A 19490-nucleotide genomic window follows, 5' to 3' on the forward strand; every position below is an offset into this window, starting at 1 on the left:
GGAAATGCGGCTATTTTTTAAACACCCTTTTTCTGGCAATTCTTATACCCAACCGCTGGAGCGGGTTATTATTTCCCCAGGGCCGCCAAGTGGTTTTCAGCTTATTGCGATATGCATCAAAATGGATTCCCCTGGGAGCACAATCCACTTCACCCCGTTCAAGCAAAATTTTCAGCGCCTGTGTTGCGGCCATACCCGCGCACAACTCGCAGGCCATTATCGTCGACGGCCCTTTTTGTCTGGCGAAATCCACCCTGCTAGTGTCAACCAGATAAGGGATCTGTAGCATTGCCGGAGACAATCCCATTAAAAATCGCACCAGTTGCTCCTGCTCGGGTTGCCCTTCCAACCGAAAATATTGCTCAAAGGTCATCCGGCCTGGCATGAAATACAAAAATGCCACCCCCATGCCCAGCGGCGCAGCAGTAATCGCAGGAATGCCCTTACGCGCACAGGCAGCAAAAATCGCCTTGCGCGCATCAAGGGCAAAGAAGTCCAGAGAATCCACATAAAGATCAACCCCTTCCAGAAAACGGTCAAGATTGCTTTCGTTCACGCCTTCAGGGTATTTTTCCAGGTCAAGCGACGGATTAATATCCAGCACCATTTCAGCCAGCACATCAACCTTGTCTCTATTCAAATGGCTGACTGAAGCACCTGCCTGACGATTAAAATTGGCCAGCTCGAACTGATCAAAATCAGAAATTCGGAATCGCCCGACACCCAGCCGGGCAAGCGTTAACAGATGCCCGCCACCAACCCCTCCCATTCCGGCAATGGCCACACACTTTTGAGAGAGCAACGCCTGTTCCGCCTCGGTTACCCAGCCAAGGTTGCGGGAAAAGGCTTCCTGATAATTAAAACCGCTTGCCATCAGAGCCTTCTCCAAAAGAATTATCGCGCGGTTGCATCAGACGCACACCATCATTCTGAACCGGAAGTGATAAGCTGATACTCTGCTTCCATATCGTCATATATCGGTTCATAAAGCTCTCTCATCCCCGGCTCCATGCTCCTCAGCGCCGACTCCAGTGTGGAAAAATAGGGTGCCCTGATACCGTGATAGTCAATATCACAGCCCACCTTGAGAAAATCAATGCCAGAGCGTTTCAGCAATCGCGGCAGGAAAGGTTCCATCATGGCGAACACATTCGTGCAGCCAGACAATTCACTCATGGCAGTTGCGGCCAGAAATGCCGCTACAGAAATAAAGGAAAATGTACGCCGTTCATGCAGCGAGCAGTCAATGGCGTCCACCTCACCAAACCGGGTAATCGCCTCCCCCGCACGCCGACGGAATGCGCCATCAACAGCCAGTCGTGAAATTTCACACATACTGGATCGTTCAGCTTTCAGCCCCTCAATAAACCCTTTATTCAGGCTGTCTGCACAGTAGGTTTCCAGCGGCAAATTGCTCACCCCCACACCTTTTGTGCCGGGTACCAGACGCACACACCCGGCAGGTCGCCCTGTACCGATATGGGTAATCAGCCCGTGCAGCGCATGTTCATCAAAAACGTCATATTCCATGTTGTCTGGAAACTGATCAGCATCTTCATACTGAAACTCCTCGCAGTAAACCCGGTAACGAATACCATACACGTCCTGCTTCTGCTCGGGGCTTATCGCTAACCCAACCTTGAAATAACGTCGGAAGCTTTCTATTAATGAGTCCGCCTCTTCCCTCATAGTCTTTCCTACCGTCTGCCTGCCCTTTATATTTTTAAAGCTACCTGAAACCATCAATAATAATGAACCATCGACGGACTATAGCCTGTCATTCCGTTTCTTACGCTTTTCAAAACTCCCGCTTCAACTGTCCAAATCATACAGCAGCTGATTTATCAATCCTGACATCGCGTTGTCCAGTAAAACAAAAACCTCCTGAAACCCGCCAAGGCCACCATAATAAGGGTCCGGCACCTCCGGATACATAGCATTATCAGCACAGCTCATAACCAGTTTCAGTTTATGACAGAACTCCGGTGGGCACATCCCCTGCAAGTCAACATAATTTGCCTGATCCATGGCATAAATGCGATCAAACTTCTCGAAATCCTTGAGGTTGATTCTCCGGGAGCGGTGCTTTTTTAAATCTACGCCCTGTGATATCGCCACTTTCCTGGCTCGCTCGTCAACACGATGCCCCTCACCGTCACCGTGTGTTCCCGCTGAATTAACTTTTACCTTCTTGTGTAACCCCGCCTGTTTCAAGTGATTCCGCAGAATACCTTCAGCCATAGGCGAACGACAGATATTGTGGCGGCAAACCATCAGCACCAATACTTTCTTCACCCGTTGATGACCTCATTATTAATAGCAGCGTTTCGATTCACAGAGACGGGGTCCCTAGGCAACAGAATTGCCGAAAACAAAAACAAATAAAACATCCAGCTGACTCGCGCCGAGTCGAGGGGCGAACCAAACAGACCAAACACTCCGATACCTGATACCCCCACACAGCACAACGCGAGATAAGCAGCATGATCACTTGAGGAAACAGCACGCTTTGCCAACAGCGCAACCAGCGCCAGCAGTAACAGCAACCCAAGCCAGCCAGTGTCATACCATGCCTGCAGAAAGGTGTTTTTTATATGCCAGGGAAGGTGGGCGTAGTCGTTAAAGAAAAACCAGCTATCCGCCCCCTGCTCAAAAGAAGCGTTTTTCAACACATTCTCACCACCTGCGGAAAAGACTATTTCATCAATATTCACCCGCTGTTTGGTGAAATTTTTCAGATATAACGTTGTTGGCCACCGCTGCAGGGAGGGCTTCAAACCCACTTTTCCAGAGTTCACAGTGGCCGAAAATTGCCTGAACTGGCCAGCTGTATCTGTGAAGCGAATCAGGGTCGTCTTGCAATTCGGGTGAAAATTATTGGCAAAAATCAGATTGCGCTCACAAACAAAGACCGCAATTTTTCCTTTTCCGGCTGCTTTCACCTGCATGGAAACTTTGTATTCAGTTCCGGGTACCAACGGAATTCTCTGGCCAAACGCAAGATCTTCTCCCGGCCCAATCGCGATATACCGCCTACCGTCAGCACCTTCAACAGCAAAACTGCCCACATCGGCTAAGGCTTCCGGGTATTGATACAAATAGTTCGCCGGAAAAGAGCCGACACCATTCCCCAGCAATCCGACAAACACACCCGAACCGGAGCTTTCAACCACCTTCTCCCAATGCACAAGGCGCTTGTCGAAATCTCTACCTACCTCTCCCATCCGCTCATTAAACTTATAACCGCCCAGCGCAATGGCAAAAACAGCAGGAAACAAGGCCAGAAACACGATTAGAATCACACCGTTAAAACGACTCTGATTGACCATACGAGAAGACAACAGCAGCAGCATTCCGTAGGCAACGGCGAAGACAAGGACAATCACAACTGCCTTGAACACAGAAGAGCTAACCCAGCTGCTTTGCAAATGCGCTTTCACCGCCAATGCCATAAAAATAACACCCACGAACAGGGTAAGCCTTGCAACCAGAAGCTGCTTCGATAATAACCAGTAATATGGAATGCCCGACAGAATCAACCCGACAAAACAGACCAACCCCAGGCTGCCGGCAAATTTAAAAGCGACAAATGCTGCCACCATTGCCAATGCAAGCACAACACCCAGCAATCCTGACGGAAACCTCTCACCATGGGAAGTCGTCCGCTTGTGGTGAAGCCAAAAAAGGCCGAAAAACAACACCGATGAAAAGAAAAAAGCGGCATAGGTCGCCCGTGTAAAGCCCACAACAGTACAGTAAGCAAGCGCGCCGAATGCAACAACTGCAATAACTCTTAACCAGACCTTTCCCTGATAAAAACCCCCGCAAAGGGTAGCAGGCAGAAGCAGTAAAATAACACCGTCTATCACCTCCCCTCCCGTATGCATATCAGAAAAAATACCGGTTGTCCGATACGAGGAAGCAAGATCAAACACAGCCCCGGCCAACTGATACCAGTGGCTGCCTGAAAACAGCACACTAAAAATGCCTCTTTCCCAGAAGATTACACCGCCAAGCACGATGGCTGCACTACAAAAACCGGCCAGCATCCACTGTAGCGTTTTCTCCCTGTCACTGGAAAAGTTGTTCAGCAACAGCGGTGTCAGGAAAAGCCCCCAGAGCAGGCCTTTAACCACTTTGTAACCATACTCCGGCAAATAATAAGGGTTGCCGGATACAGCTTCCGGCGGAAACAGAAATGACGGCCAGGCAGAAAACCCGGATAACACAACAAACAGATAACTGACTGTTAACAGCAAAGGCAACTTTCTGGAAGCACGGAAAAAAGAAAAACAACCTGAACACCAGGCAAAGGCAATGGTGGCCAGAAAAACCAGATCCAGCTCGTTAAAAAGAAACCTGCCCGTGTAGGTCGTCAGATCAAAACAGACCGTCACCAGAGGCAAAACCACCAACCAAAGGCGAGGCAAATAAAACAGCAACAAAAAATAACTTAAACCGGAGGCAATGATCCAGCCGCCAAAATCAGGGAAAGAAAAAAACGGCTTCAGAGAAATGGACAGCAGAATTAACCCTGCGATCATTCCGAAAAGTCTGGTAGATTTAAAATTACCAGTCGCAGAAAAACTATCCAGCATTATGCGGCTACCTGCCTTTAATCCAGGCCTGTTAATTCGGACTTTCGGTTGCAGAAGAGCCCAGCAGTTCCCGGACATACTTTACCGGAATGGCATAGCTGATATCGGAAGGGTTACTCAACATGGCCTCTTTTGACTCTTTCACAAATACGCTATTAATCACCGCAACCACTTCACCGGTTTCCACATCGTAAACCGGACTGCCACTATTGCCCGGATAACCGGTAGCATCCAGCTGGTAGACATTAAACCGCTCTCTTGCACGCTTAATCTGCGCAGCGGTCAGATGTTTTGAAGACAGCGCAGGCATCACTATCGGCGTCACCACCGACACAATGCCCTTATGGGTAACCGGATACAAGCCCAGTACCAGCCCGATTGGAAAGCCGGTAAAGGCTATTTCTTCGCCCTCTCGCAAAAACCGCGATTCCGCCAGCTTGAAAACCGGTAACGCAGGGCCGACAAATTGCAGTAACGCCAAGTCGTGCGCTTCATCCACTTTCACAATTTTTGCGGTGTGCACTTTTGCGTTACTGCCACGGCCACTGAAAATCGACAGTAACTCCCCTTTCTCAACATCAACCACTTTTTCAATAACATGGTAATTGGTGACCACCTGACGGCCATTGCCCACCGCAAAACCTGTGCCCCGGAATGTCATGGGGGGCGAAGCGGCATCCCGATGCTTGGCCGAAGGAAACACCGTGCCAATACCCACAACACTGCCTCTGATTTTGTCAATAGTGTCTGGCAACTCTGCCACCGCTTCCACGGCAATCAAAAGAGCCACGAGCAACAGGGAAACAATCGTTTTTCGATTCATTTTCAATCAACACACCCAAATCTGATCAACGGTAAAAGCCTACAGCCGACAGGTTACGCGGTATTGACAAAAATCGCTATAATCCCGCCACTCAAGAGCTATTCCCGGCGAAGCTAACATTGGAACAGTGGCAATCATGACAGAACTTCTCCACCAGCTTATCAGCAAACAGGCAAAAAAATCGCCTGAAGCCCGAGCCATGTTTTTTAAAGACCAGCAATTCAATTATGCAGAGCTGGATCGTCAAATAACCCATGCCGCCGCAGGGTTGCGGTCACTGGGTATTTGCCCCAATGACCGGGTCGCCACTTATCTGCCCAAACTGCCTGAAAATGTTTTCAGTCTGTTTGGTGCTGCCGCCGCAGGCGGTGTTTTTGTGCCCGTAAATCCATTGCTCAAACCTGCTCAGGTTGCCTATATTCTTCAGGACTGCAACGTTAAAGTACTGATTACCTCGGCCCAGCGACTCGGCATTTTAGGCGACGTGCTGGACAGCTGCCCGGATCTGACAACCGTTATTGTTGTGGAAGACGAACGGCCTGCTACAGGGCAACAATCACACTATGAAACGCTTAACTGGACGTCTTTCACAACGACCGGCAGCGAACAGAACCATCACACCCGCATCGATGCGGATATGGCTGCCATTCTTTATACCTCTGGCAGTACCGGCAACCCCAAAGGCGTTGTGCTCTCACACAAGAACATGGTCACCGGCGCGCACAGCGTCGCCTCCTACCTGAACAACACTGCCGAAGACCGCTTGCTGGCCGCACTGCCCTTCAGCTTTGATTACGGCTTCAGTCAGATGACAACGGCTTTTTCGGTAGGCGCTTCAGTCACGCTAATGGATTATCTGTTGCCAAGGGATGTGGTCAGGGCAATCGAAAAATACCAGATCACCGGCCTGGCTGCCGTACCACCACTCTGGAACCAGCTGGCGCAACTGGAATGGCCCCAAGCTGCTGCTGAAACTTTGCGTTACATCACCAATAGTGGCGGAGCCATGCCACAAGCAACGACCGCCAGATTGCGGAAAGCGCTACCAAAAACAAACGTGTTCCTGATGTACGGACTGACCGAGGCTTTTCGCTCCACGTTTCTGCCACCGGAACAGATCGACATCCGCCCCGACTCCATGGGCAAGGCAATTCCCAATGCCGAAGTCATGGTGGTGCGCCCCGATGGCACGGAGTGTGACCCTCACGAACCAGGAGAACTGGTACACCGTGGCTCATTGGTAGCAATGGGTTACTGGGGCGACCAGGCGAAAACTGCCGAACGATTTAAGCCTTCCCCTGGCAGGCCAACAGATATTCCCATTACTGAAATTGCCGTATGGTCCGGCGATCAGGTAAAGAAAGACGAGGAAGGCTTCCTCTACTTTATCAGTCGCATGGACGAAATGATCAAAACCTCCGGCTACAGGGTCAGCCCGTCTGAAGTGGAAGAGGTTATTTATAACCTGAAAGCAATAAAAGAGGTGGCTGCGCTGGGTTTACCCCACCCCACTCTCGGGCAGGCTATTCTGATCGTTGCCAGCCCAACAGACAGTAACGTTGAGAGTTTGGAAAAAACTATTCTTACACACTGTAAAAAAGAACTACCCGGCTTTATGGTGCCTCAGGCCGTTATTGTTGAAAGCGAATTACCCCATAATCAAAATGGCAAAATAGACCGAAAAATGCTTTCCATTCAACACCAAAACATTTTTCAGGATAACGGACAGGAGTAAACCGGTGAGCAAACCTCAACCCCAGCATACGGATATGGCGCAATTTCCCGTCGTCAACAACTGTCTTCAAATAGGCGGCATGCCGGTCACGGACCTGGCTGCGAAAGTAGGCCAGACACCCTTCTATGCTTACGACCGTCAATTGATGACAGACCGTGTTGCCGAACTTCGACGCATTTTGCCCTCAGGAATCAGCCTTCACTACGCCATGAAAGCCAACCCCATGCCCGATGTGGTTAACCATTTTTCAACGATTACAGATGGGCTGGATGTCGCTTCGGGGGGCGAACTAAAAGTCGCGTTAGCCACAGGCATCAACCCCAAAGAGATCAGCTTCGCCGGCCCGGGAAAATCAAATGAAGAGCTCGAAGCCGCTGCCAGAGCGGGCATTATCATCAACCTCGAATCGGAAGGTGAAATGGAGCGGCTGTCCATAATTGCCAGCACCCACGACCTCAACCCTGTCGTATCTGTGCGTGTAAACCCGGACTTTGAGCTCAAAACCTCCGGCATGAAAATGGCGGGCGGCCCGAAACCATTTGGTGTTGATGCCGAGCGCGTACCCGAAATGCTCAAACGCATCGGTGAACTACCATTTGAGTTTGTCGGTTTTCATATTTTTAGTGGTTCTCAGAACCTCAAACCCGACGCCATTATCGAAGCGCAAACAAAAACGTTTCAACTGGCAATACAGCTCGCAGAACATGCGCCTTCACCCGTTAGATGGCTAAATATCGGCGGAGGTTTCGGCATCCCTTACTTCCCCGGCGAACAGCGTCTGGACTTGCAACCCATCGCCGACAACCTTGAAATACTGCTGAAAGAATACCAACCGAAACTGCCCGAAGCAGAAATAGTGATTGAACTGGGCCGTTACCTCATTGGCGAGGCAGGTGTGTACGTGTGCGAAATTATCGATGTTAAGGAATCCCGTGGAGAAACCTTCGCCATTGCCAATGGTGGCTTACACCACCACCTGTCACTATCCGGCAATTTTGGCCAAGTCATTCGCAAAAACTACCCGGTCTGCATTGGCAATAATGTGGTCAGCGAAGACACAGCGGCAGTCAATATTGTCGGGCCACTGTGTACACCACTGGATATTCTGGCCAACAAATATGAACTGCCACTTTTGAAAACCGGAGACCTGGTGGTGGTGTTTCAATCCGGCGCCTATGGCTTCACCGCCAGCCCCAGAGATTTTCTGAGCCACCCGGAAGCCCGGCAAATACTGGTTTAAGGGTCATTTTTTGCGACCGACCGGCAGATGATTTTCACCCTGAAATGTATATACTGGCCTCTGCATAAATAACCCCTGAAAACATTTACTGAATTTTAAATTGGCAAACAGCATGGATACACTGGAGCGCCTCGCGCTTGTTTTTGAAGACACCTTTACCGACGATTCCTACCAGTTTTCTGAAGAGACCACTCAGGAGGATATTGAGGAGTGGGACAGCCTCAATCAGGTTCGACTACTGATGGCTATCGAGCAGGAGTTCGGCATCAAGTTTGCTCTTGATGAGATGGAAAAGCTCACAGGTGTTGCCGCTATTTCCGCTGTCATTTCAGAAAAACTGAATTGACCGCTCCTCTTGTGATTATTCGCCTCGATAGTTGCTGAGAATCCCGCATGAATGACCTGCCCTGGCTACTGCCTGCTCCTGAAAATTTTAACGAGCAATGCGCGCAAATGCTCTCTGCTGATAACAGCCTGGACCGGGCCTGCCAACTGGCAGCCACATCGCTTTCATTGAACCAGTGCAACCGACTGATCAAAGCTCTGGACAAAAGCCATGATCAACAACAGGCCACCAAATCGCCACTGACACACTTCAAGCTCGGTATCGTCAGCAATGCCACGTTTAACCTGTTTGTACCGGCGCTACGAGCCTCAGCGCTTCGCCACGGTATTTTACTTGATGTTGTGTTAGCCGATTTTGACCAGATTATGCAAGAAGCATTAAACCCTGAATCCTTGATCAATAGTGCCGATGTCGATGCCATATTGATCGCACTGGACCATCGGGGCTACCCTTTCGCTACTGACACCCTTGCCAGCACTACACCCGATACCACCGCAGCAGATGCCGTCGAACACCTGAACCAACTGCGTTCGGGGTTTGCACGGCACAGTGGTGCTCCCTGCATAGTGCAAACGCTGGCATGCCCACCCTTTCCGTTACTGGGAGGGCTTGATACGCAACTGGCAGGGCTGTTGCAAAAAGAAATCCGGGATTTCAACAGCCAACTTTGCGATATTGTCGCCGACAGCACGGACATCATGCTCGATATAGCTTCACTTGCCAGCCGCGTCGGAACCGGTCAATGGTTTGATGAGCGGCAATGGTTAATGTCTCGCATTGCCATGGCTAACGAATTCATCCCCCTATACTGTGATCATGTTGCCCGCACCCTGGCTGCCATGCGCGGCAAAAGCAAAAAATGCCTTATTCTCGATCTGGATAACACACTTTGGGGTGGCGTGATTGGTGACGATGGCATGGATGGCATACATATCGGCCAGGGTCATCCTGTGGGAGAAGCTCATCAGGCCATACAGCGGTATGCAAAAGAGCTGAAAAATCACGGCATTATTCTTGCGATTTGCTCAAAAAATGAAGAAGCCATCGCCCTGCAACCATTCCGGGAACATCCCGATATGGTGTTGCAAGAAGAGGACATCGCTGTATTCGTTGCCAACTGGAATGACAAAGCCAGCAATATTCAGCATATTGCCCGTACACTCAATATTGGCACCGATGCACTGGTGTTTCTGGATGATAACCCAATGGAACGCGATATTGTCCGGACGGTATTACCCGAAGTTTCAGTTCCCGAATTACCCGATGATGCAGCGTTGATTCCACGCACACTGGCTGCGGCAGGCTACTTTGATTTAATCAGCTTTACCACTGACGATGCCCAGCGAAGCGAGCAGTACCGCGCCAATGCTATACGTCAGAAGGCTATGGAGTCTTCCGGGAATATCGACGACTACCTGGCCAGCCTGGATATGGCCATTGAGTTCAAAGCCTTTGATGCCAGCGGACGCAAACGCATCACACAGCTGATCAACAAAACCAATCAGTTTAACCTGACAACCCGACGCTATACCGAAGCAGAAGTGGAACAGTTTGAAGTAAACCCGCAATACATCACCCGGCAGGTTCGACTTTCCGACAAATTTGGTGACAACGGCATGATCAGTGTGCTGATCGCCAAGAAAGAGCAGGACTGTCTGATTGTTGACACTTGGCTCATGAGTTGCCGGGTAATTAAACGCCGCGTTGAAGATGCACTTTGTGACGAACTGGTCGCCGCAGCAAAAGCTGAGGGCATCACAACCATCCGTGGTGTCTACCTTCCTACGTCCAAAAACCCCCTGGTAAAAGAACACTACCAAAATCTGGGTTTTTCTCTCATTGACAGCACTGATGGCACCGACACATGGGAACTGAACATCAACGATTATCAAGCCAAAACACCCCCCATGTCCGTCACAAGACAATCACCTGAAATGGTCGGGGCCTGACGTGCCAGAAAAAAAGCGGATTGGTGCGTTCTCGATATCACAGGCGTTTACCCATGCATTTGCAGAACTGTCTGGCGACAGTAACCCTCTGCATGTGGACCCAATTGCCGCCCGTCGTTATCAATTTGGCACCACCGTTGTGCATGGTATCTGTGCTGCATTAAAAGCGCTGGATGTTTTTTTCGGTGCCCAGCCTGCCAGTGGCAACACCCTAGCACTGGCATCGATCAAAATTCAGTTCAACAAGCCGCTGCATCACGATGATGATGTGGAAGTGTTTCACAGCATCAATGAAAAATCGCATCGGCTGGAACTGAGCAAAAACGGCAAACGCGCGCAGATCATCAGCTTTGAACTGCAATCCATCCATGACAGCGGCAAAGCGACGGTCAAAAGCCTTTCGGAAAACAGCTCTCCGATTTCAATCAACAACTACACTTTTGTGGAGGCCGCCACTGCCGAAGGCAAGATTCCCTTTAACTGGAATCAACGCCTCGCCGAAGAGCTGTTTCCCAATGCAACAAATGTTTTGCCTGCAAGCCAGATCGCTACGCTGCTGGCAACCACCGTTATTGTGGGTATGAAGTGTCCGGGGCTGAACTCTGTTTACGGCGGCTTGAATCTATCATTCAATGCAACGTTAATTGCCCAGCCCGGCCCACTGAGCTACCGGGTCAGCGACAGCGACGAGCGTTTTAACCGATTGTTGATTGATACCGAAAACGACATAGCCTCCGGTCAGATTGAAACCTTCTACCGCGCACCACCGGTCGTTCAACCTTCTTTCAAGCAAATAAAACCCTTGCTGACCGGCAACGAATTTGCTGCCCAACGTGCACTGATTATTGGCGGCTCTCGGGGCCTGGGAGAGATCACTGCAAAAATACTGGCGGCAGGCGGCGCTAAAACTATTATCACCTACGCCAGCGGCCAACAGGATGCCGAACGTGTCGCCAATGATATTAACGCAGGCAGCGGCTACTGTCAGACCGCCCAATACAATATTTTGAAGCCTGACGTCCACATCGCCCACAGCTTCACCGAAGAGCCCATCAGCCACATCTATTACCTGGCATCACCGGTTATCAGCAAAAGCGATCACCTGCTGTGGGACGACAGCCTGTTTAACCACTATTACCGCTATTACGTTACTGGTCTCAAAGATCTGTTATCCCCTTTTGTAGAAAGTGCCGACTACAAAAAATCGGCGCTGAATATTTTTATCCCTTCCACCGTTTTTCTCTCGGAACCCATTAAGGGGTTTGGAGAGTATTGTGCTGCTAAAGCCGCCGCCGAAACTTTTGCACAACAGATTCCGCTTGCTGCTCCCAGGTGGTCCGCGTTCAGACCAAGATTGCCGAGGCTACAAACGGATCAGACCAGTGGCGCCATGTCTGCGGACCCGATGGAAGCCACCACCGTATTACTCAACACTTTATTGTCGTTGTCATTATGAATCAGCCTGCAGAAAAAACTGTCAGCCCGAACCTTCTTCCCATTGGCGAAGAAAATATCCCCGATGTCGCAGTTTTTTTAAACAGACATATGAACAGCACATTCTCTGTCGAAGCGTGGGCGAACGGATTGCGCGCCTGCTGGCTGGAAGACGCACCCAATCATGGCTTTATGCTGCAAGCAGAAGGTCAGATTGTCGGCGTACTGTGCGCCATCTATTCCCTGCAAAATATTGAAGGCCGCACAGAAAAATTTTGCAATCCGCACACTTGGTGTGTGCTGGAACCGTATCGCAGTAAAAGCGTACCCCTGGTGCTCTCGGTTATCCGGCAGGAGGGCTACCACTTCACCATGTTCTCACCCAACAAGGAAGGCGAGCAGATATTCAGCTACCTGGGGTTCAAACCCCTCGATCGCTCGAAGCTGGTATTGCCACACACCCCCAGCCCAAAGCGTTTCAAAAAAGATGAAATTTTCACCCACGACCTGACTCAGTATCTGCCACCAACACTCGCCAAATGCGCCGAAGATCACCAGCCTTATCCCTGGGTGCACAGTTTTGCGTTCCGCTCGGGTGACGAATATTGCCTGGTTTTTTACAAACCGGGCAAATACAAAAAAATGCCCTGCGCCAACATCACTTACATCAGCAATAAATCTCTGTTCAGCCGTTGCTGGGGCGCTGTAAAAAATCACCTGTTGTTCAAGAAAGGGCTTTTGGTTACCCGTATTGACGCGCGGTTTCTTGAAAACCCACCCAGGCTATCGTTTAAAACACTTGATGGGCCAGCCCGTTTTTACCTTAGCAACACCGCCGGGCCTGCAGACATTGAATACATTTATAGTGAACTTACGGTAATGAATCTTTAAAATGCACGGCAAACAAGTCGTACCTATAACGGAATCAAACTATGAACTTGCTGGAAGATATAACTCAGATTGTTGCTGAAGTTTTAATGCTTGACGACCAGGCAGACGGTTTTGATGAAAACACCGCATTGCTCGGCGCAATCCCCGAATTCGACTCCGTGGCTGTTGTCTCACTGGTCACCGCACTGGAAGACGAGTTTGGCTGCACGTTTGACGACGACGAACTCAATGCCGACGTGTTCGCCACTATCGGTAGCCTAACCAAAACTGTCGAACAAAAACTCGCCTGATGAACCAACCGTTCTTCCTCAAACCCGGCTTTATTGAAGGTGAAAAGGGCCCTCTCTTTGCCATACACCATGAACCGGTTATAAAGGCAGACCGCAATGAGTGCGTGGTCGTTCTTTCCGCATTTGCCGAAGAAATGAACCGTTGCCGCTATATGCAAAACATGCTTGCACAGGCTCTTAACAAACAAGGTTATGGCCTGATTTGCGTAGACCCCTATGGCACCGGCGACAGCGCTGGTGAATTTGCCGACGCTGACTGGAACGGCTGGGTCTCTGACAGTATCACCGCAATCCACTATGCCGCAGAACTGGGCTACAACAAAATTTCGCTACTCGGCATCCGCCTGGGCGCGTTACTGGCGCTGGCGGCAATGCCTTCGGTAAATAATGTCTCCCACCTGCTTCTGTGGCAGCCGGTATACAACGGCAAGGCGACTCTGACCCAGTTTCTGCGGCTCAAAATTGCCGCAGCCATGGCACGAGGTGAAGACGGCATTACTACCGCTCAACTGGAAGACGAAATCAATCAGGGTAGCAGCATTCAGATTGCCGGCTATGATGTCTCCCCGGGCCTTTTCAAGGGTATTCAGCAAGCACATATCAACCACCATTTCGATGCAATTCCAGCGTCTGTCTCTTGGTTTACCGTATTGCCCAGTGCTGACAAAAAAGCGCCACGAGCAGACCTGCAGACCATAGAAAAATGGCGCAGCAAAGGTGTCCAGATCAACCACCAGAATATTGTTGGCCCCGCTTTTTGGCAGGCACATGAACGCACCCTGGCGCCCGATCTTGTTCCTGCTACACTCGCCGCAGTAATCGGAGGTGAAGCGCCATGAACGAAAAGGCGGTTGTCTTCAGCTGCGGTAACGACCCGCTGATAGGCATCATTCACCAACCGGATGAACCCGTAAACACAGGGGTTATTATTATCGTTGCCGGTGGTCCGCAATACCGGGTTGGTGCCCACCGGCAATTCGTCACCCTTGGCCGCCAGCTGGCCAGCAAGGGGATTCCCACCCTTCGGTTTGACCATCGCGGAACCGGCGACAGCAGCGGCGATTACCGCGGCTTTGTCGACATGGACAAGGATATTCAGGCCGCCATTGACACACTATTAAAAGAATATCCGCATCTGGAAAAAATTGCCTTATGGGGCGAGTGTGAATCCGCTTCTGCCGCCGCTTTCTATGCCTATAATGACGACAGGGTCAGCGGCCTTTTTCTGGTCAACCCCTGGATACGAACCGAAGCAGGTCAGGCGAAGACCTACCTCAAACACTACTACCGCAAGCGCTTGCGGGATCCAAAATTCTGGAAAAAATTACGCTCCGGTGAGTTCTCGTTTTTGAAATCTGCAGAAGCTTATTTGAAGCTGCACTCTGAAGCCAGAAAACAAAAACAGTCCGCGGAAAAACCACAGGAAAACCTGAAAGAGTTACCTCTTCCCGAGCGCCTGACCAAAAGCCTGCACCTTTTTGCAGGCAACACCTATATTCTCACCAGCGGCAACGACTATATTGCCCAGGAATTCAAAGACTTTATGGCCACCTCTGATTTATGGAAAAAATCAGGCATCAATGAAAAATCCACCTTTCACGATATGGCCGATGCTGACCACACCTTCTCGCGCACAGAGTGGCGGGTAGAGCTCTTTCAGCACACAGAAACCTGGCTATTGGCTAGCCAATAAGAACGCACCCACGGAACTGCGACTATGAAAAAAAACGTCATCATCCTCACCCACGGCTGGACCGGCAGCTCCGTTTTTTCTGCACTGATTGGCAAAGCCGGATACTGGAAAGGTGACAACACCCACAAGAAACCTGACTACGACACACATGAAAATAAAGAGCTTATTCAGCTGAATGAACGGCTGATGTCTGAGTTAGGCTTCACGGGTGACCACGAGCACGAATTCGATCTGGCAACCATTCAAAACCTGGCCAAACGCGCCGAAAATATCGACCTGTCTCCCTATCAGGAGTTTGTCGACAAGTGCGAGCAAAACAAACCCTGGATCTGGAAAGACCCGCGCCTGACATGGACTATTCGCGTATGGGCCAAACTTTTGGATTTAAAAAATATTGCTTTCGTGATTCTCACCAGAGATGATGAACAGGCTTGGATATCCTGCAACCTGAGACGGCATATTCAAAGCAAACGTTTTACCAAAGCCTACAATCACGGCATCACCTCTTCACTTCAGAAATTTCTCGATGAAAACCAGTGTGGTTTCGTGAAATACGAGTTTGAAGATTTGTTGCTCACGCCAGATAAGACCATCGAAGAGCTAAACGGTTTTCTTGATATTAACCTGACTATGGAAGACCTGACATCTGTCTATCGATATCCTCTTTACAAAAAGTCTCGGAATTGGAAAGACAAGCTGGAGGCAACAGCTATTTATCTGAAAAACTATAAAGAGCGCTATCGATAACGAAAAGGTCACGCAACAGAATAAGCCGACTTCCTATCCACAAATTTACGTATTATTTCAATCAATAGTTGCGGGCTTCACCCAAACTTTAAAGTCGTACCTGACCCTACTTACTCTTACTGTACCTGACCCTACTTACTCCCCTACTTACTCACTACTACTTTCTTTGGCACGTTTCACATGCTATCCCTTACCGTAATAACAACTTCTGTTGTACGAATATGATCCAACAACTTTTCAGTCACATCTACAATCTGTTGAGATCGGTTGTAAAGCACGGTACTGCTCCGTTTTGAAAGCACCAAAGCGTACTCGTTTTCAAAACGTTGTTTGATTAACTGATGAAGTAAAGCTTTAACAGCTTTTTTGATTTTTTGCTCATGAGATGATCTTTCCTTGAATAATTTATTAATGGCGACCTGTTTTTCTGTCAGGTCATGAATAAGCGGGTCATCCTCCAACTGCTTTTGGCAAACGCGATCAGTAGAGAAGGCAAGTTTCGTGGGAGATGGGGGTACAGTCAGGTCAGAACCACCAACAGATTTGGAATTAGATATTTTTCTCGACTCGCTCTTTTTTTCTGTACAACGAGCTCTGATTTGCCGTTTCAAGTTATTGATCTGTTTACTCAGATCACGTCTTTCTTGGTTCAGCCCTTCGTCATCCTTAAGCCCCTCTGGATAAGGGTTCTGGGACTTAGCAATATCGGTAAGCATTTTAGTTGCCTGATATTCGTCGACCACAGCCCATTGAGCAGGTTCGGATGCTGGTGTTTTGAAGTCGCAACCCGACAAGATTATTAAAACCAGGACAGCAGTTATGGCATATGCTATATGTTTAAACCTTGAATTTTTATCCAAAGTAGATTGAGCCATAGCAAATCCTTTGCTTCTGTTAAGTTAGCGAGAAGACTAAGCGGCGCCATAAAATCTGTCAATCCGGAAAACGCGGCAAGTCTGATGCTGATAATGCTAATTAAGCGTCCACCTCTCCCAAAGTGGCTGGGGCAACGAATCAATATAATCATTCATTTTTTCTACAACGCTCGCATCAGGATTCTCTTTTTTATCGCAGGAATTCGAACCCAAAGGCACAAACCTGTTGGTGTTGTCGTAACGATGCTTGCCGTTTGTCGACATTCCACGAGGAGAGTGATTGCGAAACATGAAAGGTTTGCTAACACCGTTATCCAGGCAATTTCCGCTGACATAAATACGTTGCCGCTCTTGCCACCCTTCTGGAATTTCAGGTGCCTGTCGTCTGAAACCAAAACTGGAGTCTCTAACCGAGGGGTAGGTGCCATCCGACATTAAGGCAAATAATTTACCCGCCTTGGAACGCTCATCAGAAGTTTGAATAATCTGGCTATTGACGACATAAGAATTCAAAGGTTTGGGGTTTTCCCAAAAGCTCGCATTCCAGCCCGGCGACTCCTGATAGAACTTGCCTTCAAACCACTGCGGGCCATGATAAGGTTGTTGCGGACTGGGACCAGAGTACATTCTCGGCATGTCACAGCCCGCGCCCAACGCATCCCTGAACTGCCATTGAATCGACTGGGGGTTGCTGTTGCCCCACGCCACATGATTGACAACCGTAACGCCATCCACCACTGCACGGTTACAGGACGCCATGGAAATGGGCGCTAACCCGCCTTTACCAAAATGCTTTTTATCTGGATCAAAATATTCCGGATCGTCTATTACTTCGCCGTGAACACCCTGATTACTGTGTATGCTGTTGCGCACAACCACATTCTGGCCGGTATATTTCGCCGCATGTTTGCCCGGCAACCACGGCCCCATGATGATGCTGTCTTCTACCCAGTTAAGATAGGTGCGATCCATATACACTGTGTGGCTGTTGCGAGCCCGGGCCATCACACCTTTCATATAGATTCGATTATCCGCTTTGTGGGTGGCATCCTGCTTTTCCACTCCAGCCATTAACAGGCGCCCCCGACATTTGGCGGTAATTCCCATCATTGTCAGGGTAGTAGACTCTGCATAAGCAGGCAGTTGCACACACAATCCGGAGCTGTGAAAGCGCAGATTCAATAGCGTTAATGTTGCATCATCTGCTTTCGTGCCCCAGTTAAAGTAGGTTGCGGGACCCGGCTTGCCATCCTTAATCAGAACCGGGCGACGCGTTGTGGAATCGTAAGCGCCGATCACCACGAGGCTTTCCTGATGTCCACCCACATAAGGCTGAAAGGTATTGGGCACAACCAAATCCTCAGCAATCACACCAACAACTTTTTTATAGACGGCAAGCTTTTTAAAGTCCTGTGCCGTCACTACGTCACGACAACTATGCCCTGGAAATTGCTGAAGATTGAGATTGCTACAATTTTTGACTGGCTGATTATTTGTTGAGAAGTTAGAGGTATCAACCGCCTCCATATAACAGTTGTTTTCACCATCGCCAATCGGGTCGTTGGGTAAGGCAGCATAGCCTGTCACCCTTTTAAACCCTGCCCCACCATTCCGTTCTTTAGGACACCATACATGCCCAAAACGAATCGGCCAATCAGGATGGTGGGTTACTCCTGAAGCAGTATCCTGCTTTTTCACTGAAGTTATTTGTGGAGTCGGTGTCACAAGAGACGTGTTTTTTTCAGGCAAAACTATTGCTGTTTCAGGTTTTGCTGCCGCAATATTACCGGGCATTTTCAAAAAATGGACATTGTTTTTAATATCATTAACAAAAACAAACCCATTGTATTTTTCGCTATACCGAAACCGGCCATATATGCCATGTTTATTAGCTGCTGGTGCCAGGCCTTTGGTTTCAATGACGCTTACTTGCCAGGTTTCCGGATGGATAAAATACAGCAGGTTGCCGCCTGACCAGGCAACATACCGATCAATGGCTTTGACAAAGGCAAGGCCCGGCGAGTTTGCTGCCGCAATTTTGCTGTCAGCGAGAGACGAAATGACGGTTCTTTCATAATTTTCCAGACTGTAAACCAACGCTCTTTTCTGCCCCAGTAACAGAAAATTACGTCGCCCGGCATCAATAGCGGCTGTCAGGTTTGATCGGCCCAGATCACCAAACCGGGTATTGAGGGCAGCCCAGCGATCTGTATCGGGGTTATAGGTGTAAAACGGTCCCCTGCGCGACTCGAAAACATTGCCTGTTTTTTCATCGTAGGCCATGGAATAGCCCAGCTTCCAGGTTCCCTTGCCACCTTGAAATTCCCAGCTGCCGTCTTCCGGATTGCCCACCCACCAGCGGTTGTCTGCGGAACCTGCCCCGTTACAGAGCGAACCGCCATGCACCAGAAATTCATCACTTGACGCAATATAAGCAAGCCCATTGTAGGTATGTCGAGAGGCGGGATTGCCATCTGGCGTTTTACCGGACTGGTCATCGTAACCGACAAGATCCGAAGGCCCACTCAACAGATGCCAGCCGAGCTCATCCAGGTCAAACGCCAGCCACTCATTGCCGCAATAATCGGCATGCCCACCGCCAAAAATCATCAACCGGTTACGCTTGCTGTCAAAATCACCACCACTCCAGGCACCAACAATAGCTCCGGGACCCACAATGCCATGTACCGGTTGCTTAAACGATTCCTCTGGCAACACCTCCACCAGGCGGCTGTTGGGAATTTGTAACCATTGGCCGGGCGTTGCATCGACAAGGAGATGACCGGCATTAGCATTGAACGAAGGTAAAACTGCCACGCATGCAGCAATAAAATACAAACTTAACTGTGACGAAATTCTACCCAGCATT

General features: G+C 49.5%; 17 protein-coding genes. 10 read left to right on the forward strand and 7 right to left on the reverse strand.

Annotated elements, in window-relative coordinates; genetic code table 11:
- Positions 1-10: 10 nt before the first annotated feature.
- The 5 genes from H7A02_10320 to H7A02_10340 form a co-directional block, all read right to left on the reverse strand.
- On the reverse strand, positions 11-874 hold the full coding sequence (locus H7A02_10320) for a ThiF family adenylyltransferase (GenBank protein MCP5172650.1): 864 nt from the start codon (positions 872-874) through the stop codon (positions 11-13).
- Between the two features lie 50 nt (positions 875-924).
- The gene (locus tag H7A02_10325) at positions 925-1689 is read right to left on the reverse strand and encodes a PEP-CTERM/exosortase system-associated acyltransferase (protein ID MCP5172651.1); all 765 of its coding nucleotides are present in this window, start codon (positions 1687-1689) and stop codon (positions 925-927) included.
- Positions 1690-1812: 123 nt separating this feature from the next.
- A complete protein-coding gene (locus tag H7A02_10330; protein MCP5172652.1) occupies positions 1813-2295 on the reverse strand; it encodes a low molecular weight phosphotyrosine protein phosphatase in 483 nt (160 codons plus the stop codon).
- A complete protein-coding gene (locus H7A02_10335) occupies positions 2292-4598 on the reverse strand; it encodes a hypothetical protein (GenBank protein MCP5172653.1) in 2307 nt (768 codons plus the stop codon). The genes H7A02_10330 and H7A02_10335 overlap by 4 nt, the downstream gene beginning before the upstream one ends.
- Before the next feature lie 31 nt (positions 4599-4629).
- Entirely contained in the window at positions 4630-5421 is a 792-nt protein-coding gene (locus tag H7A02_10340) for a trypsin-like peptidase domain-containing protein (protein MCP5172654.1), read from the reverse strand.
- A gap of 136 nt (positions 5422-5557) precedes the next feature.
- Here H7A02_10340 and H7A02_10345 point away from each other — a divergent pair, with 136 nt between their 5' ends.
- From H7A02_10345 to H7A02_10390, 10 genes are all read left to right on the forward strand, one after another.
- Positions 5558-7156 (forward strand): acyl-CoA ligase (AMP-forming), exosortase A system-associated, encoded by a 1599-nt coding sequence (locus tag H7A02_10345; GenBank protein MCP5172655.1) that lies wholly within the window; start codon positions 5558-5560, stop codon positions 7154-7156.
- 4 nt (positions 7157-7160) lie between these two features.
- The gene (locus tag H7A02_10350) at positions 7161-8396 is read left to right on the forward strand and encodes a pyridoxal-dependent decarboxylase, exosortase A system-associated (GenBank protein ID MCP5172656.1); all 1236 of its coding nucleotides are present in this window, start codon (positions 7161-7163) and stop codon (positions 8394-8396) included.
- Between the two features lie 112 nt (positions 8397-8508).
- A complete protein-coding gene (locus tag H7A02_10355; GenBank protein ID MCP5172657.1) occupies positions 8509-8742 on the forward strand; it encodes an acyl carrier protein in 234 nt (77 codons plus the stop codon).
- Positions 8743-8789: 47 nt separating this feature from the next.
- Positions 8790-10691 carry an HAD-IIIC family phosphatase gene (locus tag H7A02_10360; GenBank protein ID MCP5172658.1) on the forward strand — a complete coding sequence of 634 codons (1902 nt, stop codon included), beginning with the start codon at positions 8790-8792 and terminating at the stop codon, positions 10689-10691.
- 1 nt (position 10692) lies between these two features.
- A complete protein-coding gene (locus H7A02_10365; protein ID MCP5172659.1) occupies positions 10693-12147 on the forward strand; it encodes an SDR family NAD(P)-dependent oxidoreductase in 1455 nt (484 codons plus the stop codon).
- Positions 12144-13016: a hypothetical protein gene (locus H7A02_10370; protein ID MCP5172660.1), complete on the forward strand. Its 873-nt coding sequence runs from the start codon at positions 12144-12146 to the stop codon at positions 13014-13016. The genes H7A02_10365 and H7A02_10370 overlap by 4 nt, the downstream gene beginning before the upstream one ends.
- Before the next feature lie 41 nt (positions 13017-13057).
- Positions 13058-13306 (forward strand): acyl carrier protein, encoded by a 249-nt coding sequence (locus tag H7A02_10375; GenBank protein MCP5172661.1) that lies wholly within the window; start codon positions 13058-13060, stop codon positions 13304-13306.
- On the forward strand, positions 13306-14145 hold the full coding sequence (locus tag H7A02_10380; GenBank protein MCP5172662.1) for a hydrolase 2, exosortase A system-associated: 840 nt from the start codon (positions 13306-13308) through the stop codon (positions 14143-14145). The genes H7A02_10375 and H7A02_10380 overlap by 1 nt, the downstream gene beginning before the upstream one ends.
- A complete protein-coding gene (locus tag H7A02_10385) occupies positions 14142-14999 on the forward strand; it encodes a hydrolase 1, exosortase A system-associated (protein ID MCP5172663.1) in 858 nt (285 codons plus the stop codon). The genes H7A02_10380 and H7A02_10385 overlap by 4 nt, the downstream gene beginning before the upstream one ends.
- A 24-nt stretch (positions 15000-15023) precedes the next feature.
- Complete coding sequence (locus H7A02_10390; protein ID MCP5172664.1) at positions 15024-15746, forward strand: hypothetical protein; 723 nt, start codon at positions 15024-15026, stop codon at positions 15744-15746.
- Positions 15747-15922: 176 nt separating this feature from the next.
- On the opposite strand, the gene H7A02_10395 is transcribed toward H7A02_10390, so the two are convergent.
- The gene (locus tag H7A02_10395) at positions 15923-16621 is read right to left on the reverse strand and encodes a hypothetical protein (GenBank protein ID MCP5172665.1); all 699 of its coding nucleotides are present in this window, start codon (positions 16619-16621) and stop codon (positions 15923-15925) included.
- 96 nt (positions 16622-16717) lie between these two features.
- Complete coding sequence (locus tag H7A02_10400; GenBank protein ID MCP5172666.1) at positions 16718-19489, reverse strand: hypothetical protein; 2772 nt, start codon at positions 19487-19489, stop codon at positions 16718-16720.
- Position 19490: the final 1 nt, after the last annotated feature.

The organism is Pseudomonadales bacterium, assembly GCA_024234435.1.
Taxonomy (GTDB): domain Bacteria; phylum Pseudomonadota; class Gammaproteobacteria; order Pseudomonadales; family Porticoccaceae; genus JACKOF01.